Below are 23,251 nucleotides of genomic sequence, written 5' to 3' on the forward strand. Positions count from 1 at the left end.
CGACGACGCGCGCGCAGGGCACCGGCGCGCGGCACCGGGGCGGCGTCGCTGCTCAGACGCGGATGTAGGTCCAGCCCTGCTGCAGGCGGGTCACGATCTCGCCGATGGCGGTCGGTGTCGTCTGCGCGGCGCGGAGCAGTTTCACGTCCTGGCCTTCGCTGCGAAAGCGCGCGACGGACTGGCCGCACGCCACCCATTGCAGGTTGGGGTGACGCGCCTTCATCTGCGCGATGCGTGCCGCATAGGGATTGTGGTCCGCGCGCAGCAGGTCGATTCCCTGGCTGTTGACGATCACCTCGAGCTGCATCGTCCTTCCCCGCTGCCGCGCTGCGTCGAGCAGGCCTTCCGCCTGGTCGAGCAGCGCCTCCATCTTGCCGGGCGTGCCGCTGTCGAGGTGCAGCAGGATCCGGTCCGGATCGGCCTGCTGCTTGAGGCTGACCGCGTGAAAATTCGCGCCGGGCACGACCGGCCCGGTGGCGATGAGCGCGCCTCCCGCGCCCCGCAACGCCCAGCCGGTCGCGAGGCCGGCGAGCAGCACGAGGCAGCCGAACGCACAACGCTGGACAAACTTCCGGGACGGCAGCGCACCTGTCTTCCGTCCCGCAGCGGCGGGCGGCTCGGTGTAGGCGAGGCGAACCATGGTTTGCAGGCTGCGCAGGGCGCACACCCGCTGCGCAAGCGCCTTGTCTTCGCGCATCCGCGCGATCAGGGCCTCGCTCTCGGCAACGTCGAGTTCGCCATCGACGAAGGCATTCAGGGTTTCATCCGAAACGGCGGGATTCATTTCACTCTCCTCAGCACGGGCTGCACGCCCGGCTGCTGCATCGCAGCATCCAGCAAATTCTTCAAGCTCGCGCGCGCGCGCGACAGCCGGCTCATCACCGTGCCGACCGGAATATCGAGAATTTCGGCGACCTCAGCGTAGCCGAACTCCTCCAGATCGACCAGGGTCAGCACCTGGCGCTGCCCGAGCGGCAGGCGCGCCACCGCCGCGCGAACGGAAGCGATGACCTGCTCGCGATTGCAACGCGCCTCGGGCGTGTCGGCATGGCATGCCAGCTCATCCTGCCAGTCCTCCACGTCCTCGAAATCGCGTCGGCTGCGCAACTGGTCGAGCCAGCAGCGGTTCATGATCGCCACCAGCCACCCCTTCATCGCCGCCGCCTCGCGCAGCTGGCTGCGGCGCGCCCAGGCCTTGGAAAGGGTTTCCTGCACCAGGTCGTCGGCGAGCGCCTCGTCGTGGCACCAGGCGTAGGCGATGCGGTAGAGCACCGGGCGCAATGCCTCGATGTCGGTGCGCAGGCCGAACAACAGACGGGTTATCAAGCTCATGCTCCAGAGACGGGACTCATGGTTCATTTATTCCACAAGAATCAGCCCGGGAAAATGGAATAAGCGTCCCAGATAAATCGTCTTTATCTCCAGAGCCGCATCGAACGGCTCGCCACAACAACCCCGGAGACCATCCATGAAACACACCCTGACCCACATTGCCCCGCTTGTCGCCGCCCTGATGCTGGGCGCAGCACCGGCGGCCCACGCCGCGCCCGCAGGTGCAGCCGCACAGGCGGAGGCGCCGGTGAAAGTCGTGTACCACATCAACGACGCATCGGTGGCCACCGCCGCGCTGCACAACGTGAACAACGAGCTCAATGCCGCGCCCAATACCAAGGTCGTCGTGGTCGCACACGGCAAGGGCATCGACTTCCTGCTCAACGACGCCAAGGACGGCAAGGGCAACGCCTATGAACCGGAGGTCGCGGCCCTGAAGGCGCGCGGCGTCAGCTTCCGCGTCTGTCACAACACGCTGCAGAGCCGCCACCTGAACGACGACGCCGTGATCATGGAAGCCGAGGTGGTGCCGTCCGGCGTCGCCGAGGTCGCACGCCTCCAGGCGAAGGAGGGCTATGTGTACATAAAGCCCTGATCGCCACACCACAAGAACCATACCGCCCGGATTCGGGCGGCTGATCAACCACCAGGGGGAGGCATGCACGTGCTCGCACGTGCAGGGGGGGTCTTTTTGTCTCCGCTTGGGATGAATGCCACGGATCGCATCCGTGCGGAGACAAGACATGCTGAAACTCGTTCGAACCTTCTTCCTCACCCTTGCGTCGCTGCTGCTCGTCACGGCCACGTCTCCCGCGCTCGCGGCGGACGCCAGCATGGCCGACTACAAGTACGTGCTCCACATCAGCGACATGGATCCGTCCAAGCAGGATCTCATCCTGAACAACGCACGCAACCTGCTCGACGCCTACCCGCCGGGCGATGTCGACGTGGAGATCGTCGCCTACGGGCCGGGGCTGCGCCTGCTGTTCGCCGACAACGTCAACGCCAAGCGCGTCGAATCGCTCGCCATGAGCGGGGTGCGCTTCTCGGCCTGCGGCAACACGCTGAAGGGCATGACCCAGCAACTCGGCTACGCGCCCAAGCTGAATCCGGCGGCCAAGGTCGTCCCGGGCGGCATCGTCCGCATCGGCGAGCTGGTCAAGCAGGGATACATCTACGTCAGGCCCTGACCCCGGCCTCTCACGCCACCGAACAACTCGAATCCAAACCACGCTCAAGGAGACATGGAACAATGAAAAGACTGAACACGTTCAAGTACAGCGTGCTGGGTGCGGCCTGCACCCTGGCGCTCGCCGGCAGCGGCCCGGCTCATGCAATCAACTGGCTGATGCTGCAGGGCACCGAACCTGTCGGGGCCAGCGCGCGCGCCAACGTCTGGGGCTTTGTCCAGGCCGACTACCAGAAGGACTTCAGCGACCCCAATACGGCCGGCCAGTACGTCCCGCCGAAGATGCTCGGCCCCGACCTCGAGTCCCAGTCCGGCTTCAACATCAGCCGGGCGCGCATCGGGGTGCGCGGCACCGGCTTCCCGATCGACAGCCACATCAACTACTTCCTGCTGCTGGAAATGGGCAACAACGGCATCACGTCGGGGAACGGCGCGTTCGCCAAGCTGACCGACGCGAGCGTCACCCTGAACTACATTCCGGGCGCACGCATCCGCGCCGGCCTGTTCAAGACCCCTGGCGCCGAGGAAGCGCTGCAGGGCATCCAGACCTTCGACTACATCAATTTCTCCGAGCCCGCCAACCAGCTCCTGCTGGAACGCTTCCCCCAGCGCGCCTACACGGCCAACGTCGGCCCGTACACGGAAACCCAGCTGCAAAGCGGTTCCAGCCTGAACGGCTTCACCGGCCCGGTGGGCGCCTTCCGCGACGTCGGCGCACAGGTCTTCGACGCCTTCGACGTCGGCCACGACTGGGAAGTATCGTACGCGGCCATGATCGGCAACGGCAACGGCATCGAGTTCAGCAACTACGATGGACAGTACGACAAGTACCTCTACCTGTCCGCCGAGAAGAAATACGGCGGCGCGGGGCCGCGCGCCGAAGGGATGAAGTTCTTCGCCTGGGGCCAGTGGGGCAAGCGCCTGCTGGACAACACGAACGACAGCGTGGCCAACCCGAAGCTGTATGACCGGAACCGTGCCGGCCTGGGGATGACCTACAGGAAGAACCCCTTCCGCCTCACGGCCGAGTACATCACGGCCGACGGCATGATCTTCGAGGGACCGGACAAACCGAGCTTCTATTTCGCGAACCCCGCCAACACCACCGGCGTCAACAACGGCGCGGACGGCAAAGGCAGCGGCTGGTACGTGGAAGGCGGCTGGCACATCCCGAAGACCAAGTTCGAGCTCGATGCGCGCTACGACACCGTGGATCTGCTGAAGGGACGCAACGACGAACACACGTTCTCGAAGTGGACGCTGGGCGCGCAGTACCACCTCAACCCGAAAACGCGGCTCACGCTCAACTACGAGATCCGCAACTTCGAGTGCACGGCCAACACCCCGCAGTGCGTCAACGCCAACAAGAACCTGAGCGGCGTCGGCAACAAGATCGGCCTGCAGGTGACGGCCATCTTCTAAACGCGCATGCAACGCCTCTGCAGAGGTCTCCTGCTCCCCCGCCCGGCTCCGGGTGGGGTTTTTTTTGCGCCGCCGGCGCTCAGCCCAGCCGAAGTGCCCGGATCGCCCCATGGCCGGGCCACTTCGATGCCCTCATTCAGAAAGGAACGCAATGCACGCCCCCCACCCTGCCAGGATCAGCTGGCTGCTGCCCCTCGTAGCCGCGGCCGCCCTCTCGGGATGCGCCGCAATGGACGCCAGCAACGCAAAGGCGGGCCATATCCGCATCACCTCCGACCCGGCCGGCGCGACCGCCTATGCGGACGGCGCGGCGCTCGGCGCGACGCCGATCGAAATCAATCCCGCCGATCACTTCCGCTCGGGTTTCGTGGGGTTGTCGTATCGCTATTACGGCACGCTCACGCTCAAGAAGGCCGGCTGCGAGCCCTGGTCGACCGACGTCAATGACTCGATCCTGTCGCGGGACGTCCGCGCCAGGCTGAAATGCGACCCGAATTACCGGCCCGACGCGCCTGCTGCGGCCAAGCCCGGCTCGACGTCCGGGGATCCGACGGAGCGCCTGGAGCGCATCGAGGCCCTGCACGAGAAGGGCCTGATCAGCGACGAGGAGTACAACCGGCTGCGTACCCGCATCCTCGACCAGCTTTGATGGCCTTTCCGCCCCGGAGCGGGCGATGCGGGTGCGGGGCATGCCGCACGGCCATGCAGGGTCAGGGGCGTTCCGGGAACGCCCCTTCTTTTCATTCGCCGCGGATGAAATGCTCGCGGTAGTAGCGGAGCTCGTCGATCGACTCGTAGATGTCCGCCAGCGCCTCGTGCTTGTTCGACTTCTTGAACGCCTCAGACAGCCCGGGCCGCCAGCGCTTGGCGAGTTCCTTCAGGGTGCTGACGTCGAGATTGCGGTAATGGAAGAAGGCTTCGAGTTGCGGCATGTAGCGCGCCAGGAAGCGGCGGTCCTGGCAGATCGAATTGCCGCACATCGGCGACGTGCGCGGCGGGACGTGCTGCCTCACGAACTCGAGCATCTGCGCCTCGGCCTCGGCCTCGTCGAGCTGCGACGCCCTGACGCGGTCGATCAGCCCGGATTTGCCGTGCGTGCCCTTGTTCCATGCGTCCATCGCGTTCATCACCTCGTCCGGCTGGTGGACCACCAGCACCGGCCCCTCGGCGACGGTGTTGAGGTCGGCATCGGTGACGACGATGGCGAGCTCGATGATGCGGTCGGTGTCCGGCGACAGGCCGGTCATTTCCATGTCGAGCCAGAGGAGATGCGTGGGATTCAGGGGCATATCGGCGTTCCTTCGAAAAACAGTCCGCCATTTTCGCACACGACGCGTCCGGCGCTGGCGCAATCGCGGGCCTGTGGCGATAATGTGCGGATCGTCCCGTCAGGAGATCCGCATGAACACCTTGACCGCTTTCACCTGCCTGGCGCTCCTGGCCGGCAGCGCCCAGGCCGCGCCCTTCGCCAAGGGCGACCCCGTGAAGGGCAAGGCCCTGCATGACAAGGCCTGCATCAGCTGCCATGCCAGCATGTTCGGTGGCGACGGCAGCGAGATCTACACGCGCCCCGACCGCAAGATCAAGAACGCGCAGCAGCTCGCCGCGCGCATTGCCGCGTGCAACGCCAATACCGGGGCCGGCTGGTTCCCGGAGGACGAAGTGCACGTCGGTGCCTATCTCAATCAGCAGTACTACAAGTTCAAGTAAGGAAGTCCCCATGACCACCGTTGTCGAAGAACTCGTCCGCAAGAAATGCGCGCCCTGCGAAGGCGGCGTCGCGCCGCTGACCGATGCCCAGATCGCCCCGCTCCTGAAGGGCCTGACCGGCTGGCAGCGCGACGGCATCAAGATCGCCAAGGAGTACAAGTTCAAGGACCACTACCAGGCGCAGGCCTTCGCCAATGCCGTGATGTGGGTGTCGCACCGCGAAGACCACCATCCCTTCCTGATCGTCGGCTACAACACGGTCCGGGTCGAGTACTGGACGCACGCGATCGGGGGGCTGTCGGAGAACGATTTCATCTGCGCCGCCAAGGTCGATGCGCTCCTCGACATCTGAGCCGGGGGAGCGGGTCCGGGACGAGGCGGTCTGAGGGTCGCGCCTCCGGGGTTCGCCGCATGATCGCGCCGCGCTCAAGTCCCCGCCGGTTTCGGCCGATTTCCCTTACGACACGGTTGGCCTGAGGCAGATTCGAGCATGAACTGGATGGAGATCATCGGCGCCCATGTGATGTGGAAGCAGCGCCTGACCGCGTTCATCGCGGGCAGCAGCACGGAAACCCTGGATCCGGAGGCGATCCGCACCGACGATCGCTGCGCGTTGGGCAAGTGGATCTACGGGGCCGGCCGCGCGATGGCCGACCTGCCGCGCTACGAGGAGGTGCGGGCCCTGCACGCCCAGTTCCACCAGAATGCCGCGGAGGTCGTCGCGCTGCATCTCGCCGGCAAGACCGACGAAGCCGAGAAGCTGCTGCAGGGCGACTACTCCAAGCTGTCCGAAAAACTCAAGCACCGCCTGATCGGCCTGTCCCAGCAGGTCAAGGCGGCCGCCGAAGGAACGCCGCGATTCTGAACACCGGCACGGGACAGGTCGTCGCGGCCTTCAGCCGCCGCTTCATCGTCGAGACCGCGGATGGCGAGCTGCCCTGCCAGGTCAAGGGCCGCCATCTGCACGTGGTGTGCGGCGACCGCGTCACCGTCCGGCGCGACGGCAAGGCCGGCGTGATCGAGGCGGTCCTGCCGCGCACCAGCCTGCTCTACCGTTCCGACGCCTTCAAGACCAAGGCCATCGCGGCCAACGTCACCCAGCTCGCCGTGGTCGTCGCGGCCCGCCCGAGCTTCTCGCTGGAACTGGTTCAGCGCTGCATTCTCGCCGCCGAGGAGCAGGGCATCTCCAGCCTGCTGGTCCTCAACAAGGCCGACCTGCCGGAAACGCCGGCGGCACACGCGCGCCTGGCGCTGCTCACCCGGATCGGCTACCCGCTGGTCGCGCTGTCGGCGCTGGCGGACGTGTCGCCGCTGCGCCCGGCACTGCATGGCCACACCACGCTCCTGATCGGACAGTCCGGGATGGGCAAGTCGACCCTCGTCAACACCCTGTTTCCGGATGCCGGCATGGCGACGGCCGAGTATTCCGAGGCGCTCGACAGCGGGCGCCATACCACCACCCATACCCGCCTCCACCGGCTGGACGCGGAGTCGGCGGTGATCGATTCGCCGGGGCTGCAGGAATTCGCGCTGCAGCATCTGGATGCCGGCGCGCTGGCGCACGCCTTCGTCGAATTCCGCCCCTATCTCGGGCAATGCCGCTTCCGCGACTGCCGCCACGAGTCCGAGCCGGGCTGCCGGATCCGGGAAGCGGTGCAGGCGGGCGAGATCGATTCGTCGCGACTCCAGCTTTTCCAGGCCCTGCGCCGCCTGCAGCAGGCCGCCGCCCAGCGCCTATAAAAAAGCAACCAGGCCGTCGGGGAGACCGTCATGAAGCGCGTGCTGTTCCTGTTGACGATGTTATGGCTCGGCCTGGGCCCGTCGGCGCACGCGGGCGGCACATGGGTCGCGACCCCCTACACGCCGGTCAAGGCCGTCTTCGAGTTCTATCTGGACGACCCCCGGAAAATCGGCAGCGCGCTCTACTGGGTTCGCTCGCTGATGAATCCGCTGATGGAGGCACCCTACGACTACGCGCCGGAGGACCTGGACATCGTCGTCGTGATCCACGGCAACGAAATCGTGACGCTGGCGAAAAAGAACGAGGCGCGGTATCAGGAGGTGGTCGACCGCATGCGCTATTACGCGAGCCTGGGCGTGAAGTTCAAGGTCTGCGGGCAGGCCGCCGCCGATTTCGGCTACCGCGTCGAGGACTTCCAGGACTTCGTCGAGGTCGTGCCCAACGCGATCACCGAACTGGCGTACTGGCAGCAGCGGGGCCATGCCCTGATCGTGCCGAAGGTCCTGGAAAAGACCTTCGACATCGAGACGATCCGTTGATCGGTTTGGGCCGGGCCGGAGGCCCCGACGTTCGCCCCCTCCCCCTTGAGGGGGCGGGTTGGGGAGCGGGTCTGGGAGAGGGCCGGCCGGGGCCTCAAGCGCTGGACCGGCCTTACTCCGGCCAGTGCTTGATGTAGCGCTTGAGCAGGCTGTTCTCGAAGTTCGCTTCCTTGAGGCAGGCGCGCGCCACGTCGTGGAAGGAAATGATGCCGAGCAAGCTGTTGCCGTCGAGAATCGGCAGGTGGCCGATGTGCGACTTGGTCATGACGTCGCGCGCATAGTCGATCGAATCGTCGGCGTTGGCGACGACCGGATCGGTCACCATGATGGTGCTGACCTGCGCATCCTTGAGGTCGCAGCCCTGCGCGACCATGCCCTTGACGACATCGCGCTCGGTCAGCAGGCCGACCATCTGGCCCTCCTTCAGCACGACCAGCGAGCCGACCCCCAGGCCCACCAGCTTGGTGACCGCGCTCTCGACCGTGTCGGTCGGCGCGATGCTGTGGATGGCGTCGCTCTTGAGGGTAAGAATTTCGCGTATCTGCATGCGGGTCTCCCGTTGCGCTTTGGTATGGCTATGGGCCCAATGATACCGAACAATGGCAGGCCGCAGCGGCTACGGCCTGACCAGGCCGGCTTCGACCTGCTGCCGCTTGCCGGCCCCCGCCAGCACCTCCACCAGCGCCAGCGCGAAGTCCATCGCCGTGCCCGGGCCGCGCGAGGTCAGCACGCTGCCGTCCTGTACCACCGCTTCGGCGCGCACCCGGACCCCGGGCAGGCCGTCGAGGAAGCCCGGATAGCTGGTCGCCTGCCGGCCATCGAGCACGCCCGCCTCGGCGAGCACCATGGGCGCGGCGCAGATCGCGGCGGTGTACCTGCCGGCCGCCGCCATCTCCTGCAAGAGCCGGATGATGCGCGGGTCGTCCTTGAGATGGGCGGCGCCCGGCATGCCGCCCGGCAGCACGACCATGTCGTAGTCGTCCTGCAGGGCAACGTCGAGCGTGACGTCGGGAACCAGCTGGACGCCGCGGCTCGCGCTGACGATGCCCGGCTTCAATCCGGCGGTCGTCACCTCGATGCCGGCACGGCGCAAGAGATCGATGATGGTGACGGCTTCGAGCTCCTCGCAGCCGTCCGCCAGGGGAACCAGGACCTTGGCCATGTTCGCCTCCTCGTCAACAGAGTTGGGAATGCGCGGCCGGAAATCAGTCGCGGAAATTCTGGAACTGCAGCGGGAAATCGGTGATGGTCTTCTTCACCAGCGCGATCGCCTCCTGCAGGGTGTCGCGCTTGGCGCCCGAGACGCGCACGCTGTCGCCCTGGATGCTGGCCTGCACCTTGAGCTTGCTGTCCTTGACGCACTTGACGATCTTCTTCGCCAGTTCGGTCTCGACGCCGGTCTTCACCGTCACGCTGCGCTTGACCTTGTTGCCGGACACCTTCTCGACGTTGCCGATATCGAGGCACTTGACGTCGACGCCGCGCTTGGAAAGCTTCTGCGCCAGGATGTCCTGCACCTGGTCGAGCTGGAATTCGGTGTCGGCGTAGACCGTCAGCACATACTCGGCCTGCTCGACGCGGGCGTCGGACCCCTTGAAGTCGAAACGGGTCGAGACTTCCTTGTTGACCTGGTCGACCGCGTTGCGGACTTCCTGTTTGTCGACCTCGGACACGATGTCAAAACTCGGCATGTTGCTGCTCCCTTTCCAATTTCCCCTCTCCCCACCCTCTCACCCGCGAGGAGGATGCCGGTGGGTCCCCGCCGCTTCGCAGCGCCCCTTCCGCAGCCCGCAAGCGGGCGAGAGGCCCAGCGCGTCGCTACGCGACGTCGAACCTGAACGACTGCACCGGCAGTCCCGACTCGTCGTGGAACTCGGCTGCCGCCATCACCCCCAGCCGCGCGATCGCCTCGGCGTCGAGCGAGGGCGCGCGATAGGCCGCGTACATCGCGCCCAGCGCGTAGGAACTGCCGCTGCCGTAGGCGTAGAACTTCGAGAACTCCTGCACGGTGCGGTGCGCCGCCACGCCGAAGATGCCGTGGCGATTGGCGATCAGCACGTCCATGCGCGACGATTCGAGATCCTCTTCCTTGTCCTCGCCGGTCTGCAGGTAATACTGTTCCTTCAGCGTCCCGTGCATTGTGTTCCACACGCTGAAGATGCTGGCCACCGAATCGAGCGGCGGCGTCTCCTCCAGCGAGGCGAAATAGTCGGCCAGGATCAGCTTGAACGTCGCCGACCCCGTGATCGCGACGTAGCTGTCGCCGACGCGGATGATCTTCTCGTGGTTCGCCACGTAGTCGGCCGACTCCTTGCCGCCGCCCCACTTCGTCAACGTGTCGGCGGCGATTGCGATGCGGCCTTCCTTCCGGACGACGGTGACGGTGGTCATGGCCTGCTGCGATCAGCCGAAGTGGCAGACGTAGTGGTACGGATCGCCCATCACCTCGATGTCGAAGCTCGAGTTGGCGGGCACGTCGAAGGACTCGCCGGCATGGTAGGTCTTCCACTCGGTTTCGCCGGCCAGCCGCACGCGGCAGGAGCCGGCGACGCCTTCCATGATCTCCGGCGCACCGGTGTTGAAGGTGAGCGTGGACGGCAGGATCACGCCGACCGACTTCCGCGTGCCGTCGGGAAACTGCACGGTGTGGGAGACGCACTTGCCGTCGAAATAGACGTTGGCCTTCTTGACCACGCTGATGTTGTCGAACATGGACATGCTTATTTTCTCCGTGCGTCGAGTTTGGCGGCGATGCGCATGCGCAGCGCGTTGAGCTTGATGAAGCCGCCCGCGTCCTTCTGGTCGTAGGCGCCGGCGTCGTCCTCGAACGTGGCGATGGTCGAGTCGAACAACGAATCGGTCTTCGAATCGCGGCCGACGACGATGACGTTGCCCTTGTAGAGCTTGAGCCGCACCGTGCCGTTGACGTGCTGCTGGGTGTGGTCGATCAGCACCTGCAGCGCCTTCCGTTCCGGGCTCCACCAGTAGCCGTTGTAGATCAGGCTGGCGTAGCGCGGCATCAGGTCGTCTTTCAGATGCGCGACCTCGCGGTCGAGCGTGATCGACTCGATCGCGCGGTGCGCCTTCAGCAGGATGGTGCCGCCGGGGGTTTCGTAGCAGCCGCGCGACTTCATGCCGACGTAGCGGTTTTCGACCAGGTCGAGGCGGCCGATGCCGTGCTTGCCGCCGAGTTCGTTGAGCTTGGCAAGCACTTCGTGGGCGCGCATGGCCTGGCCGTTGATCGCGACGACGTCGCCCTTGGCATAGGTCAGTTCGAGGTATTCGGCCGCATCGGGCGCCTTCTCCGGCGACACGGTCCAGCGCCACATGTCCTCCTCGGCCTCGGCATTGGGGTCCTCCAGATGGCGACCTTCGTAGGAGATGTGCAGCAGGTTGGCATCCATCGAATACGGCGAGCCGCCCTGGCGGTGCTTCATGTCGATGGGGATGCCGTGCGACTCGGCGTAGGCGAGCAGTTTTTCACGCGACAGCAGGTCCCACTCGCGCCAGGGCGCGATCACCTTGACGTCGGGCTTCAGCGCGTAGGCACCGAGCTCGAAGCGCACCTGGTCGTTGCCCTTGCCGGTGGCGCCGTGGCAGATGGCATCGGCGCCGGTGGCGTTGACGATCTCGATCAGGCGCTTGGCGATCAACGGACGCGCGATCGAGGTGCCGAGCAGGTACTCGCCCTCGTACACGGTGTTGGCGCGGAACATCGGGAACACGAAGTCGCGCACGAATTCCTCGCGCAGGTCGTCGATGTAGATCGACTCGGGCTTGATGCCGAACTTCAGCGCCTTCTGACGCGCCGGTTCGAGTTCCTCGCCCTGGCCGAGGTCGGCGGTGAAGGTCACCACTTCACATTGGTACGTGTCCTGCAGCCATTTCAGGATGACCGAGGTGTCGAGGCCGCCGGAATAGGCCAGCACAACTTTCTTGATGTCGCTCATGATGCTCGATGGTTAATGGGTGGAGCCGGATTGGTTCTTGTCGATGACCTCGACCTGGCCGGGGAAGCCGCCGATCTTCAGGATGTCGAGGTTGGTGGCGAGGCTCGCCTTCTCGATCTCGATGCCGACGACGCGGCCGTCCTCCGAAAGGTTCAGCACGATGCCCTCGTGCGCTTCCCACGCCTGCGCGGGATTCTCGGGGCTGATTTCGACATAGAGCGAATCCATGTCCTTGAAGTAGGCGATGTTCATGATTCGATTTTTCCAAGCAGTAGATATTCCATCAGGGCCTTCTGCACGTGCAGGCGGTTCTCGGCCTCGTCCCACACCACCGACTGCGGGCCGTCGATCACCTCGGCGGTGACTTCCTCGCCGCGGTGCGCGGGCAGGCAGTGCATGAAGACTGCGTCGGGCCTGGCGACCTTCATCATGTCGGCGTCGACCTGCCAGTCGGCGAAGGCCTTCATCCGCTCCTCGTTCTCCGCCTCCCAGCCCATGCTGGTCCAGACGTCGGTGGTGACGAGATCTGCGCCGCGGCAGGCGTCCATCGGGTCGGCGAAGCTCTCGAAGTGGTCGGTGCCGTAGAGGTTGGCGCGCTCGGGCTCGACCTCGTAGCCGGGCGGGGTCGACACATGCACGTTGAAGTCGAGCACCTCGGCCGCCTGCAGCCAGGTGTTGCACATATTGTTGGAGTCGCCGATCCACGCCACGGTCCTGCCCTGGATCGAGCCGCGATGCTCGATGAAGGTGAAGATGTCGGCGAGGATCTGGCAGGGGTGGTATTCGTTGGTCAGGCCGTTGATCACCGGCACGCGCGAGTGCGAGGCGAAGCGCTCGATGATCTCCTGCTCGAAGGTGCGAATCATCACGATGTCGACCATGCGCGAGATCACCTCGCCGGCGTCCTCGACCGGCTCGCCGCGCCCGAGCTGGGTATCGCGCGTATTGAGGTAGATCGCCGAGCCGCCGAGCTGGTGCATGCCGGCCTCGAACGACAGCCGCGTGCGGGTCGAGCTTTTCTCGAAGATCATCGCCAGCGTGCGGTCGACCAGCGGATGGTAGGGCTGGTAGCGCTTGAAGCGCGACTTGATCACGCGCGCGCGGTCGAACAGGTAAAGGTGTTCGTCGCGCGTGAGATCCTTGAATTGCAGGAAATGCTTGATCATCACGCCGCCTGCTGCAGGTAGTTCCTGACGATCCCCGACACGGCCGCGACCAGCGCGTCGACCTCGGCCGCGCCGTAGATCAGCGGTGGCACCAGGCGGATCACCGTGTCGGAGGTGACGTTGATCAGCACGCCGGCGTCGCGCGCCACGGCCACCAGCTCGCCGCACGGGCGGTCGAGCTCGACGCCGATCATCATGCCCTCGCCGCGGATGTCGACGACGCCGTGCACGCCGGCGAGCGCGTCGCGCAGCCCGGCGCGGATCGCCTCGCCGCGCAGCTTCACGTTATCCAGCAGGCGTTCCTCCTCGATCGCTTCGAGCGTCGCCAGCGCGGCGGCGCAGGCGAGCGGGTTGCCGCCGAAGGTCGAGCCGTGGTTGCCCGGCTGGAACACCTCGGCCGCCGCGCCGCGCGCGAGGCAGGCGCCGATCGGCACGCCCGAGCCGAGGCCCTTCGCCAGTGCCATCACGTCGGGCATCACGCCGGCATGCTGGAAGCCGAACCAGGTGCCGGTGCGGCCGATGCCGGTCTGGACTTCGTCGAGCATCAGCAGCCAGCCGTGCTGGTCGCAGATCCTGCGCAGCTCGGCGAGGATGTCGGCGGGCATGATGTTGATGCCGCCCTCGCCCTGCACCACCTCGACCAGCACCGCGACGACGCTCTTGTTGTGCTCGGCGACATGGCGGATCGCCTCGAGGTCGTTGAACGGCACCCGCGCAAAGCCCGACAACAGCGGCTCGAAGCCGGCCTGGATCTTGCGGCTGCCGGTCGCTGTCAGCGTCGCCATGGTGCGGCCGTGGAAGGCCTTCTCCATCACGATGATGGTCGGCACCTCGATGCCCTTGTTGTGGCCGTACAGGCGTGCCAGCTTGATCGCCGCCTCGTTGGCCTCGCAGCCGGAGTTGCAGAAGAACGCGCGGTCCATGCCCGACAGCTCGCACAGCTTGTCGGCCAGCTGTTCCTGGCGCAGGACGCGATACAGGTTGGACGAATGGATCAGCGACGCGGCCTGATCGGTAATGGCCTTTACCAGCTTGGGATGGGCGTGGCCCAGTCCGTTCACCGCCACGCCGGCCACGGCATCGAGGTAGCGCTTGCCGGATTCGTCCCACAGGTAAGCCCCTTCGCCGCGCACGAAGGCAACCGGCTGGCGTGCGTAGGTGTTCATCAAATGTGTCGTCATGGCAGTCCTCGGCAGCACCTTCAAAGTGCTGTTCTTAAAATGAAATACGGCGGCCTAGGCCGCCGTATTCGGCATGCAGCGCCTTGATTATAGGCCGAAAAGCGCCGAATGAGACATCCCGTTGGCCATGAAGAAAAGCATCGGGATCGACAGCATCGTATTGGTGCGCGACGCCAGGAACGCCACCCGGCGCGCCTTGTTCTTCTCGTCGTCGGACGCGGGCACCATGCCGAGGATCTTCTTCTGGTTCGGCCAGATCAGGAACCAGACGTTGAACAGCATGATGGTGCCGAGCCAGGCGCCGATACCGATCGGTCCCATGCCGTTGCGCAGCAGGAAGGCGTCGGTGAAGTGCGGCCCCAGCAATGCCGCGCCGGCGATCCAGGTCAGCACGGCCGCCCAGCGGAAGAACAGCAGCGCGCGCGGTGCCACATGCTTGGTGATGCCGGCGGCCGTGCCGTCGGCGGCGGCGTTCTTCAGCGCGGCGACCTGGACGAAATTGAAGTAGTACAGCAGGCCGATCCACATGATGCCCGCCATGAAGTGAATCCAGCGCGCCAGGGCCGAAACGACAACCACGTTGCTTTCCATTGTGCCCCCTCAGCCCAGAAAATTTCGCGTAAAGACATACAAGACGGCGGTCAGGACGACGCCGGCGATCACGGTGCCCCACAGCGAATCCAGCGGGTTTTTCACGATTCCTCCTTGCTTGTCGATATCATTGTCGGGCTTCCCCGCCGGGGAAACCCCGCGCCAGTATCTTCAAAACGCCGCCCGCCCGCAAGTTCGCCTGCCCTGTGCCGAGCGGCCTGCATGCTAAAATCAAGCCATTCCTTACGCCGCCGCCCACCCACTCCATGGATGACGCCACTGCCCACGCCGCCTTCATCATTCGCGGCATGACCACCAAGGGGACGCGGTTCCGGCCGAGCGACTGGGCCGACCGTCTCGCCGGTGCCTTCGCGGTCGTCGACCCCAACAACCGGATGAGCTATTCTCCGTACGTGCAGCCGATCACGCTGGACGGCATCCGCTGCGTGGCAGTGGACAAGAAGCTCAAGGAGAGCGATCCGACCGCCTACCGCTTCCTGCAGGCGTTCGCGCAGAGCAACGAACTGCAGACGGACAACGCCGACTGAAACCCCGCGGTCGGCCATAAAAAAACGCCGCAATTCGCGGCGTTTTCTGTTTCCGGCTCGATCACCGAGCCGGGAGTTCACGTGCTCAGGCCATGCCCTTGACGGCGAGCGAAAGGCGGCTCTTGTGGCGCGCGGCCTTGTTCTTGTGGATGATCTGCTTGTCGGCGATGCTGTCGATCACGCTCATGGACGCCTGGAAGACGGCCTGGGCAGCTGCCTTGTCGCCGGCCTCAATGGCCTTGCGGACCTTCTTGATCGCGGTGCGCAGCTCCGAGCGCTGGCTCATGTTGTGGTCGCGCTGTGCGGATGCCTGACGGGCACGTTTGCGGGCCTGGGCGGAGTTCGCCATATATTCTGCTCCTGTAGGCCCTGCACGAGGTGCAGGGCGAATTGATCCGAGTCACCCCGGCGTCGAGGACGGGGCCGATTCACCAAAGCCCGCGATTGTACGGGACAAGGGAACAAAAAATCAAGTCCGTTGCAGGCGGAGTTGCGATGCGGTCGCGCGGCCCGCACAATGCGCGCAAAACCCGGCCGCCCCCATGAACCTTCTCAAAGCCCTCGCTGCGGTCAGCAGCATGACCCTGCTCTCCCGCATCCTGGGTTTCGCGCGCGACACGATCGTCGCCCGCGTGTTCGGCGCCGGCCTGGCGACCGACGCCTTCTTCGTCGCCTTCAAGATCCCCAACCTGCTGCGGCGGCTTTTCGCGGAGGGCGCGTTTTCGCAGGCCTTCGTCCCCATCCTCGCGGAATACAAGAATCGCCAGGGACACGACGCCACGCAGCTGCTGGTCAGCCAGGTGGGCTCGGCGCTGACGCTGGCGCTGGTGGCGGTCGCCCTGCTCGGCATCGTCGGCGCCCCGTGGGTCGCCTATGTCAGCGCACCGGGCTTCCGTGCCGACCCCGAAAAATTTGCGCTGACCGTGACGCTGCTGCGCATCACCTTCCCCTACATCGTCTTCATTTCGCTGGTCGCGCTGGCGGCAGGCATCCTGAACACCTACAGCAAGTTTTCGGTACCGGCGTTCGCGCCGGTGCTGCTCAACGTCGCGATGATCGTCGCGGCGCTCGGACTGGCGCCCTACTTCGACCCCCCGGTGCTGGCGCTCGGCTGGGGCGTCGCGCTCGGCGGCGTGCTGCAACTGGCGTGGATGCTGCCGCATCTGGCGAAGATCGACATCCTGCCGCGCCCCACGCGCCACTTCAACGACCCCGGTGTCAAGCGCATCCTGCGGCTGATGGCGCCGGCCACGCTCGGCGTCTCGGTGGCCCAGATCAGCCTGCTGATCAACACGATCTTCGCCTCCTTCCTCGCCACCGGCAGCGTGTCGTGGCTGTATTACGCCGACCGCCTGATGGAGTTTCCCACCGGCATGCTCGGGGTGGCGCTCGGCACCATCCTGCTGCCGAGCCTCGCCAAGCATTATGCCGACGACTCGCCGGTCGAGTATTCCAGGCTGCTGGACTGGGGCCTGCGCCTCACCTTGCTGCTGGCCTTGCCGTCGGCCGCCGCGCTCGCCGTGCTGGCCGTGCCGCTCATCACCACGCTGTTCCGCTACGGCGCGTTCGGCGCGCACGACGTCAGCATGACCCAGCACGCGCTGGTAGCCTACAGCCTCGGGCTGGTCGGCCTGATCCTCGTCAAGGTGCTGGCCCCCGGCTTCTACGCGCGGCAGAACATCCGCACGCCGGTCAAGGTCGCCATCCTGACGCTGGTCGCCACCCAGCTGATGAACCTCGCCTTCATCTTCCCGCTGGGCCATGCCGGGCTGGCGCTGGCGATCGGGCTGGGTGCCTGCCTCAATGCCGCGCTGCTGCTGCATCTGCTGAAGAAACACCGGGTGTACCAGCCGCAGCCGGGATGGACGGGCTATCTGATGCGCGTCGCACTGGCGGTCTCCCTGATGGCAGCCCTGCTCTATTTCGCCATGGGAGACACGCAATGGTGGCTGGCCGCCCGCGCCTACGAGCGGCTGGCGCGGCTGGCACTGCTGGTCGGCGGCGGAATCGCGGTCTATTTCGGCACGCTGGGGCTGATGGGCTTCCGGCCCCGCCAGTTCGTCCGCCGGGCAGCCGAATAAGTCGCTGAATCGGCTAGAATTAGGCCTTTTCGCGCCGGTTCTCCCTCTGCTTCACGCCATGCGCATCACCCACGGTTTTCGCCCGCTCGGCACGCCCCATGCGGTCACGATCGGCAATTTCGACGGCCTCCACCTGGGCCACCAGGCCATGCTCGCACGCCTGCTGGACGTGGCGCGCACGCGCGGCCTGCCGAGCTGCGTGCTGAGCTTCGAGCCGCATCCGCGCGAATTCTTCGCGCCGGAGCAGGCGCCGGCACGCCTCTCGACGCTGCGCGAGAAGGCCGAATGCCTGCAGCGGCTGGGCGTCGACCGTTTCCACGTGTTCCGCTTCGATCGCGCGTTCTCCTCGCTGAGCGCCGAGTCCTTCATCGAACAGGTGCTCGGCCGCACGCTGCAGGCCAAATACGTCCTCGTCGGCGACGATTTCCGTTACGGCGCCCGGCGCGCGGGCGACTTCGCCCTGCTGCAGCAGGCAGGCACCGCGCTTGGCTTCGACGCCGAGTTCCTGCCGACCGTGGAAATCGCCGGCGAGCGCGCCTCGTCGACCGCGGTGCGGCAGGCGCTCGCCGCCGGCGAGCTCGCGCACGCCGCGCGCCTGCTGGGCCGGCCCTACAGCATCTCCGGGCGCGTCGTGCATGGCGACAAGCTCGGCCGCGACATCGGCTTCCCCACGGCCAACATCCAGCTCAAGCACAATCGCCCGCCGCTGATCGGCATCTTCGCGGTCGAACTCTGCGGCTTGAACGGCGAACCGCTGCCCGGGGTGGCGAGCCTCGGCAAGCGGCCCACCGTCAAGGGCGCGGACGCCGTGCCCGTGCTCGAAGTACACCTGTTCGATTTCGGCGCCGACATCTACGGCCGCCGGGTGCGCGTGGATTTCCTGCACAAGCTGCGCGACGAAGAAAAATATCCCGACCTCGACGCACTCGTCGCGCAGATCCGCCGCGACGTCGACAACGCCAAAACCTTTTTGAAGCAACGTCATGCCTGACTACGCCAAGCCCGATTACAAGAGCACGCTCAACCTGCCCGACACCCCGTTCCCGATGCGCGGCGACCTCGCCAAGCGCGAGCCCGGCTGGGTCAAGGCCTGGCAGGAGAAGAAGCGCTACGAGGCGATCCGCAAGGCCGCGGCGGGCCGGCCCAAGTTCATCCTGCACGACGGCCCGCCCTACGCCAACGGCGACATCCACATCGGCCACGCGGTCAACAAGATCCTCAAGGACATCATCGTCAAATCGAAAACCTTGAGCGGCTTCGACGCGCCCTACGTGCCGGGCTGGGACTGCCATGGCCTGCCGATCGAGCTGCAGGTCGAGAAAACCCACGGCAAGAATATCGATGCGGCGACGTTCCGTGAGCTGTGCCGCGCCTACGCGGCGGAGCAGATCGAGCGCCAGAAGGCCGACTTCATCCGCCTCGGCGTGCTGGGCGACTGGGAGAATCCCTATCGCACGATGGACTTCTCGTTCGAGGCCGAGCAGCTGCGCGTGCTGGGGCAGATCCAGCAGGCGGGCTATCTTTACCAGGGCGCGAAGCCCGTGCACTGGTGCGTCGACTGCGGCTCGGCGCTCGCCGAGGCCGAGGTCGAGTACGAGGACAAGACGTCGCCGGCGATCGATGTCGGCTTCACCGTGGCCGACCCCGCCGATCTCGCGCGCCGTTTTGATCTCGCTGCGGTCGACCAGCCGGTCCAGCTCGTCATCTGGACGACGACGCCCTGGACGCTGCCCGCCAACCAGGCCGTCTCGCTGCATCCTGAATTCCAGTACGCGCTGGTGCGCACGAGCAAGGGCCTGCTGATCCTGGCGGAGAGCCTGCGCGAGGCCGCGCTCGCACGCTACGGTTTGAGCGAAGCCGCCGAAGTCGTCGCGCACACCACCGGCCAGGCGCTCGAAGGCGTGCTGCTGTGGCACCCCTTCCAGGAACGCCAGGTACCGGTGATCGTCGGCGACCACGTGACCGCCGACGCCGGCACCGGCGCCGTGCACACCGCGCCCGGCCACGGCCTCGACGACTACGTCGTCGGCAGCCGCTACGGCTTGAAAGTCGACAACCCCGTCGGCGACGACGGCCGCTTCTACGCCAGCGTGCCGCTGGTCGGCGGCATGAGCATCTGGCAGGCCAACCCGCTGATCGTCGAGACGCTGCAAGCGAATGGCAGCCTGCTCGCACACGAGAAGCTGCTGCACAGCTACCCGCACTGCTGGCGCCACAAGACGCCGATCATCTTCCGCGCGACGCGGCAGTGGTTCATCGGCATGGAGAGCGGAGAGCGGGGAGCGGAGAGCGGGAAGCGGAAAACCCTGCGCGAGCAGGCGATGGCGGCGGTCGACGCCACGCAGTTCTTCCCGCACTGGGGCCGCGCGCGGCTCGAGGCGATGATCCGGAACCGCCCCGACTGGTGCGTCTCGCGCCAGCGCAACTGGGGCGTGCCGATGCCCTTCTTCACCCACAAGGAGACCGGCGAACTGCACCCCAGGACGCCGGAGCTGCTGGAAATCGTCGCCCAGCGCGTCGAGCAGCAGGGCATCGAGGCCTGGTTCGCGCTCGACCCGGCCGAGCTCCTCGGCGACGACGCCGCGCACTACGACAAGACCGGCCACACGCTCGACGTCTGGTTCGATTCCGGCGTCACCCACGCCTGCGTGCTGAAGCGCCGCCCCGAGCTCGCGCATCCGGCCGACCTCTACCTCGAAGGCTCGGACCAGCACCGCGGCTGGTTCCAGTCCTCGCTCCTGACCGGCTGCGCGACCGACGGCCGCGCGCCCTATGACGCGCTGCTGACCCACGGCTTCGTCGTCGACGGCAAGGGCCACAAGATGAGCAAGTCGAAGGGCAACGTCGTCGCGCCGCAGAAGGTCATGGACCAGTACGGCGCCGACATCCTGCGGCTGTGGGTCGCGACCACCGACTACTCCGGCGAGCTGTCGATCTCGGACGAGATCCTGAAGCGCGTCGTCGAGAGCTACCGCCGCATCCGCAACACCCTGAAATTCCTGCTCGCCAACCTGTCCGACTTCGACCCCAAGGCGCATGCGCTGCCGATCGAGGACTGGCTGGAGATCGATCGCTACGCGCTGGCACTCGCCCGCCAATTGCAGGGCGAGCTGCAGGCCCACTACGACGCCTACGAATTCCACTTCATCGTGCAGAAGCTGCAATCCTTCTGCTCCGAGGATCTCGGCGGCTTCTACCTCGACATCCTGAAGGACCGCCTCTATACCAGCGGCGCCGACAGCCGCGCGCGGCGCGCCGCGCAGAACGCGCTCTACCATCTCACGCACGCACTGGTGCGCTGGATGGCGCCGATCCTGTCGTTCACCGGCGAGGAGGTGTGGGAGCAGCTGGCCGCCCCCTCCCCAACCCTCCCCCGCCCCGCGGGCGCGGGAGCGAACGCTGGGCCCACACCAGTTGACGATTCGGTCTTCCTGCACACCTGGCATGCGCTGCCGGAACAGGCCGGCGAAGAAGCGCTCCTCGAGCGCTGGACCCGCATCCGCGCCGTGCGCGCGATGGTGTCGAAGGAACTCGAGACCCTTCGCGTTGCCGGCGGCATCGGTTCGTCGCTGCAGGCAGAGGTCACGCTGCACGCCAGCCCCGATACCTACGCCCTGCTCGCGCCGCTCGGCGACGATCTGCGCTTCGTGCTGATCACGTCGCAGGCGCGCGTTGTCCCGGCCAACGCCGACCGCGTCGAAGTCGCGCCGAGTACGTCGCAGAAATGCGACCGCTGCTGGCACTATCGCGCCGACGTCGATGCCCACCCCGAGCATCCCGGGCTGTGCGGACGCTGCGTCTCCAACCTCCATGGCACCGGCGAGGTGCGCAAGCATGCGTGATTTCTTCAGCCCGGCGATGCGCAAATGGCTCGGCCTCGCCGTCGCCGTCATCGTCGCCGACCACCTGACCAAATTCTGGGTGTCGTCGGCGCTCGACTACCAGCAAGCCATCCCGGTGCTGCCCTTCTTCTCGCTGGTGCTCGTGCACAACACGGGCGCCGCATTCAGCTTCCTGGCCGATGCCGGCGGCTGGCAGCGCTGGTTCTTCATCGCTGTCGGCATCGTCGCCACCGTGGTGATCATGCGCCTGCTGAAGCGCCATGCCGAGGACGGTCGCATGGCCGTCGCACTCGCCCTGGTGCTCGGCGGCGCGCTCGGCAACGTCATCGACCGCGTCGTGCTCGGCCACGTGATCGACTTCCTCTATTTCCACTACCGCAGCTTCGCGTGGCCGGCCTTCAACGTCGCCGACTCTGCGATCACCATCGGCGCTGCCCTGCTGGTCTGGGACAGCCTGCACAGAAAGCCGGGCACGCGATGACGATACGCACGGTCGCCCGCGGCGACACGCTCGAGCTGCGCTACGCGCTGCGCCCGCGCGGCGGCGAGGACATCGTCTCGAACTTCGACGATGCGGCGCCGGAGACGATCACGCTGGGCGACGGCACGCTCGCCCCGACGCTGGAAGAATGGCTGGTCGACCTCGTTCCGGGCGAGCGCCACGTCTTCCTGCTGGAACCCTGGCAGGCGTTCGGCCTCAGCCAGCCCGAGCTGGTCCAGACGCTGCGGAAAGCCGACCTGCCGGACGACATGGAATTCGCGGTCGACACGCTCGTCGAATTCTCGATGCCGAACGGCCAGACGCTCGCCGGGCGCATCCTCGAAATCGGCGACGACACGGTCAAGGTCGATTTCAACCACCCGCTCGCCGACCTCTCGATCGAATTCGAAGTCGAGGTCGAGCGCATCCTTGCCGCCGCCGAACCCACCGCGGGGACGTCCCACGCCGGTCACGCCTGACGCTTCGCCCGCCCTGCCGAAACTGGAATGCCCATGACACCCACCATTCTGCTTGCCAACCCGCGCGGCTTCTGCGCCGGCGTCGACCGCGCCATCGCCATCGTCGAGCGCGCGCTGGAGAAATTCGGCGCACCGATCTACGTCCGCCACGAAGTCGTCCACAACACCTTCGTCGTCAACGACCTCAAGGCGAAGGGCGCGATCTTCGTCGAGGAACTGTGCGAGGTGCCCGCCGGCGCAACCGTCATCTTCAGTGCCCACGGTGTCTCGCAGGCGGTGCGCCTGGAGGCCGCCGCGCGTGGGCTGAACGTGTTCGACGCGACCTGTCCGCTGGTGACCAAGGTGCACGTCGAGGTCAGCAAGATGCGCGACAAGGGCTTCGAGATCGTGATGATCGGCCACAAGGGCCACCCCGAGGTCGAGGGTACGCTGGGCCAGTCGGCCAGCGGCATGTATCTCGTCGAGACGCCCGAGGATGTTGCCGCCTTGCAGGTGTCCGATCCCGACAGGCTCGCCTACGTCACCCAGACCACGCTCTCGGTCGACGACGCCGCCCGCGTGGTCGCCGCCCTGCGCGCGCGCTTCCCCGCCATCGTCGGCCCCAAGAAGGACGATATCTGCTACGCCACGCAGAACCGCCAGGACGCGGTCAAGGCGCTGGCGCCGCAATGCGACGTCGTGATCGTGGTGGGATCGCCGACCAGTTCGAACTCGAACCGGCTGCGCGAAGTGGCCGAGAACCTGGGGGTGCCGGCATACATGGTCGACAACGCGGGCGAGATCCAGCCCGAATGGATCGCCGGCAAGCAGCATATCGGCGTGACGGCGGGCGCGTCGGCGCCCGAGGTCCTGGTGCAGGACGTCATCGCCGTGCTCGCTCGCTCCGGCGCGGCTGAAGTGACCCACCTCCAGGGCGCGCAAGAGAACGTCGGCTTTCCGCTGCCGAAAGGCCTGGCCTGAGGCCGGACTGAACCCGCACCGAGGAAGGCGCGCGTCGGA

General features: G+C 66.3%; 30 protein-coding genes. 16 read left to right on the forward strand and 14 right to left on the reverse strand.

Going from position 1 to position 23,251, the window contains the following annotated elements:
• Positions 1–52: 52 nt before the first annotated feature.
• Positions 53–784, reverse strand: a complete 732-nt coding sequence (locus tag VA613_RS10100) for a hypothetical protein (protein WP_324778887.1) — start codon at positions 782–784, stop codon at positions 53–55.
• The gene (locus VA613_RS10105) at positions 781–1,332 is read right to left on the reverse strand and encodes an RNA polymerase sigma factor (protein ID WP_324778888.1); all 552 of its coding nucleotides are present in this window, start codon (positions 1,330–1,332) and stop codon (positions 781–783) included. The genes VA613_RS10100 and VA613_RS10105 overlap by 4 nt, the downstream gene beginning before the upstream one ends.
• 136 nt (positions 1,333–1,468) lie before the next feature.
• Between VA613_RS10105 and VA613_RS10110 the strand changes: the two genes are divergently transcribed.
• The 4 genes from VA613_RS10110 to VA613_RS10125 all read left to right on the forward strand — a co-directional run bounded on the left by VA613_RS10110 (position 1,469) and on the right by VA613_RS10125 (position 4,592).
• Positions 1,469–1,927, forward strand: coding sequence for a DsrE family protein (locus VA613_RS10110; RefSeq protein WP_324778889.1), 459 nt, complete (start codon positions 1,469–1,471; stop codon positions 1,925–1,927).
• Positions 1,928–2,075: 148 nt separating this feature from the next.
• Entirely contained in the window at positions 2,076–2,522 is a 447-nt protein-coding gene (locus VA613_RS10115) for a DsrE family protein (protein WP_324778890.1), read from the forward strand.
• 62 nt (positions 2,523–2,584) lie between these two features.
• Entirely contained in the window at positions 2,585–3,943 is a 1,359-nt protein-coding gene (locus VA613_RS10120) for a porin (RefSeq protein WP_324778891.1), read from the forward strand.
• A gap of 229 nt (positions 3,944–4,172) precedes the next feature.
• Positions 4,173–4,592, forward strand: a complete 420-nt coding sequence (locus VA613_RS10125; RefSeq protein ID WP_324778892.1) for a PEGA domain-containing protein — start codon at positions 4,173–4,175, stop codon at positions 4,590–4,592.
• A 91-nt stretch (positions 4,593–4,683) separates the two neighbouring features.
• Here the strand turns inward: VA613_RS10125 and orn are convergent, their stop codons facing one another.
• Positions 4,684–5,232: an oligoribonuclease gene (gene orn, locus VA613_RS10130; protein ID WP_324778893.1), complete on the reverse strand. Its 549-nt coding sequence runs from the start codon at positions 5,230–5,232 to the stop codon at positions 4,684–4,686.
• A 112-nt stretch (positions 5,233–5,344) separates the two neighbouring features.
• Here orn and VA613_RS10135 point away from each other — a divergent pair, with 112 nt between their 5' ends.
• The 5 genes from VA613_RS10135 (at position 5,345) to VA613_RS10155 (ending at position 7,933) form a co-directional block, all read left to right on the forward strand.
• Entirely contained in the window at positions 5,345–5,653 is a 309-nt protein-coding gene (locus VA613_RS10135; RefSeq protein ID WP_324778894.1) for a cytochrome c, read from the forward strand.
• Between the two features lie 10 nt (positions 5,654–5,663).
• A complete protein-coding gene (locus tag VA613_RS10140; protein WP_324778895.1) occupies positions 5,664–6,005 on the forward strand; it encodes a 4a-hydroxytetrahydrobiopterin dehydratase in 342 nt (113 codons plus the stop codon).
• Between the two features lie 138 nt (positions 6,006–6,143).
• Positions 6,144–6,518: a CZB domain-containing protein gene (locus VA613_RS10145; RefSeq protein ID WP_324778896.1), complete on the forward strand. Its 375-nt coding sequence runs from the start codon at positions 6,144–6,146 to the stop codon at positions 6,516–6,518.
• 101 nt (positions 6,519–6,619) lie between these two features.
• Positions 6,620–7,393, forward strand: a complete 774-nt coding sequence (rsgA, locus tag VA613_RS10150) for a ribosome small subunit-dependent GTPase A (protein ID WP_324778897.1) — start codon at positions 6,620–6,622, stop codon at positions 7,391–7,393.
• 30 nt (positions 7,394–7,423) lie between these two features.
• A complete protein-coding gene (locus VA613_RS10155) occupies positions 7,424–7,933 on the forward strand; it encodes a DsrE family protein (protein ID WP_324778898.1) in 510 nt (169 codons plus the stop codon).
• A 112-nt stretch (positions 7,934–8,045) separates the two neighbouring features.
• On the opposite strand, the gene VA613_RS10160 is transcribed toward VA613_RS10155, so the two are convergent.
• The 10 genes from VA613_RS10160 to VA613_RS10205 all read right to left on the reverse strand — a co-directional run bounded on the left by VA613_RS10160 (position 8,046) and on the right by VA613_RS10205 (position 14,821).
• Positions 8,046–8,480 carry a CBS domain-containing protein gene (locus VA613_RS10160; RefSeq protein ID WP_324778899.1) on the reverse strand — a complete coding sequence of 145 codons (435 nt, stop codon included), beginning with the start codon at positions 8,478–8,480 and terminating at the stop codon, positions 8,046–8,048.
• Positions 8,481–8,549: 69 nt separating this feature from the next.
• Complete coding sequence (locus tag VA613_RS10165; protein ID WP_324778900.1) at positions 8,550–9,095, reverse strand: DJ-1 family glyoxalase III; 546 nt, start codon at positions 9,093–9,095, stop codon at positions 8,550–8,552.
• 43 nt (positions 9,096–9,138) lie between these two features.
• Positions 9,139–9,624 (reverse strand): YajQ family cyclic di-GMP-binding protein, encoded by a 486-nt coding sequence (locus VA613_RS10170; protein ID WP_324778901.1) that lies wholly within the window; start codon positions 9,622–9,624, stop codon positions 9,139–9,141.
• 127 nt (positions 9,625–9,751) lie between these two features.
• Complete coding sequence (locus VA613_RS10175; RefSeq protein WP_324778902.1) at positions 9,752–10,324, reverse strand: hypothetical protein; 573 nt, start codon at positions 10,322–10,324, stop codon at positions 9,752–9,754.
• Between the two features lie 12 nt (positions 10,325–10,336).
• A complete protein-coding gene (gene ppnP / locus VA613_RS10180; RefSeq protein ID WP_324778903.1) occupies positions 10,337–10,651 on the reverse strand; it encodes a pyrimidine/purine nucleoside phosphorylase in 315 nt (104 codons plus the stop codon).
• A 2-nt stretch (positions 10,652–10,653) separates the two neighbouring features.
• On the reverse strand, positions 10,654–11,883 hold the full coding sequence (locus tag VA613_RS10185; RefSeq protein WP_324778904.1) for an argininosuccinate synthase: 1,230 nt from the start codon (positions 11,881–11,883) through the stop codon (positions 10,654–10,656).
• 12 nt (positions 11,884–11,895) lie between these two features.
• Positions 11,896–12,135 carry a DUF2283 domain-containing protein gene (locus VA613_RS10190; protein WP_324778905.1) on the reverse strand — a complete coding sequence of 80 codons (240 nt, stop codon included), beginning with the start codon at positions 12,133–12,135 and terminating at the stop codon, positions 11,896–11,898.
• Positions 12,132–13,049 (reverse strand): ornithine carbamoyltransferase, encoded by a 918-nt coding sequence (argF, locus tag VA613_RS10195; protein WP_324778906.1) that lies wholly within the window; start codon positions 13,047–13,049, stop codon positions 12,132–12,134. Before argF ends, VA613_RS10190 begins: the two co-directional genes overlap by 4 nt.
• On the reverse strand, positions 13,049–14,230 hold the full coding sequence (locus VA613_RS10200; protein WP_324778907.1) for an acetylornithine transaminase: 1,182 nt from the start codon (positions 14,228–14,230) through the stop codon (positions 13,049–13,051). Before VA613_RS10200 ends, argF begins: the two co-directional genes overlap by 1 nt.
• A gap of 87 nt (positions 14,231–14,317) precedes the next feature.
• Complete coding sequence (locus VA613_RS10205; protein WP_324778908.1) at positions 14,318–14,821, reverse strand: urate hydroxylase PuuD; 504 nt, start codon at positions 14,819–14,821, stop codon at positions 14,318–14,320.
• Between the two features lie 266 nt (positions 14,822–15,087).
• Here VA613_RS10205 and VA613_RS10210 point away from each other — a divergent pair, with 266 nt between their 5' ends.
• Entirely contained in the window at positions 15,088–15,369 is a 282-nt protein-coding gene (locus VA613_RS10210; RefSeq protein ID WP_324778909.1) for a DUF3579 domain-containing protein, read from the forward strand.
• An 85-nt stretch (positions 15,370–15,454) separates the two neighbouring features.
• On the opposite strand, the gene rpsT is transcribed toward VA613_RS10210, so the two are convergent.
• Entirely contained in the window at positions 15,455–15,718 is a 264-nt protein-coding gene (rpsT, locus tag VA613_RS10215) for a 30S ribosomal protein S20 (protein ID WP_324778910.1), read from the reverse strand.
• A 193-nt stretch (positions 15,719–15,911) separates the two neighbouring features.
• Here rpsT and murJ point away from each other — a divergent pair, with 193 nt between their 5' ends.
• Genes murJ through ispH form a run of 6 tightly spaced genes read left to right on the forward strand, consistent with a single transcriptional unit; the run spans position 15,912 to position 23,212 of the window.
• The gene (gene murJ, locus VA613_RS10220) at positions 15,912–17,450 is read left to right on the forward strand and encodes a murein biosynthesis integral membrane protein MurJ (RefSeq protein WP_324778911.1); all 1,539 of its coding nucleotides are present in this window, start codon (positions 15,912–15,914) and stop codon (positions 17,448–17,450) included.
• Positions 17,451–17,508: 58 nt separating this feature from the next.
• Positions 17,509–18,441: a bifunctional riboflavin kinase/FAD synthetase gene (locus VA613_RS10225; protein ID WP_324778912.1), complete on the forward strand. Its 933-nt coding sequence runs from the start codon at positions 17,509–17,511 to the stop codon at positions 18,439–18,441.
• Positions 18,434–21,292, forward strand: a complete 2,859-nt coding sequence (gene ileS, locus VA613_RS10230) for an isoleucine--tRNA ligase (protein WP_324778913.1) — start codon at positions 18,434–18,436, stop codon at positions 21,290–21,292. The genes VA613_RS10225 and ileS overlap by 8 nt, the downstream gene beginning before the upstream one ends.
• On the forward strand, positions 21,285–21,773 hold the full coding sequence (lspA, locus tag VA613_RS10235) for a signal peptidase II (protein ID WP_407702840.1): 489 nt from the start codon (positions 21,285–21,287) through the stop codon (positions 21,771–21,773). The genes ileS and lspA overlap by 8 nt, the downstream gene beginning before the upstream one ends.
• Entirely contained in the window at positions 21,770–22,252 is a 483-nt protein-coding gene (locus VA613_RS10240; RefSeq protein WP_324778914.1) for an FKBP-type peptidyl-prolyl cis-trans isomerase, read from the forward strand. Before lspA ends, VA613_RS10240 begins: the two co-directional genes overlap by 4 nt.
• 33 nt (positions 22,253–22,285) lie before the next feature.
• Positions 22,286–23,212: a 4-hydroxy-3-methylbut-2-enyl diphosphate reductase gene (gene ispH, locus VA613_RS10245; protein ID WP_324778915.1), complete on the forward strand. Its 927-nt coding sequence runs from the start codon at positions 22,286–22,288 to the stop codon at positions 23,210–23,212.
• Positions 23,213–23,251: the final 39 nt, after the last annotated feature.

Source organism: Thiobacillus sp. SCUT-2 (assembly GCF_035621355.1).
Lineage (GTDB): Bacteria > Pseudomonadota > Gammaproteobacteria > Burkholderiales > Thiobacillaceae > Thiobacillus > Thiobacillus sedimenti.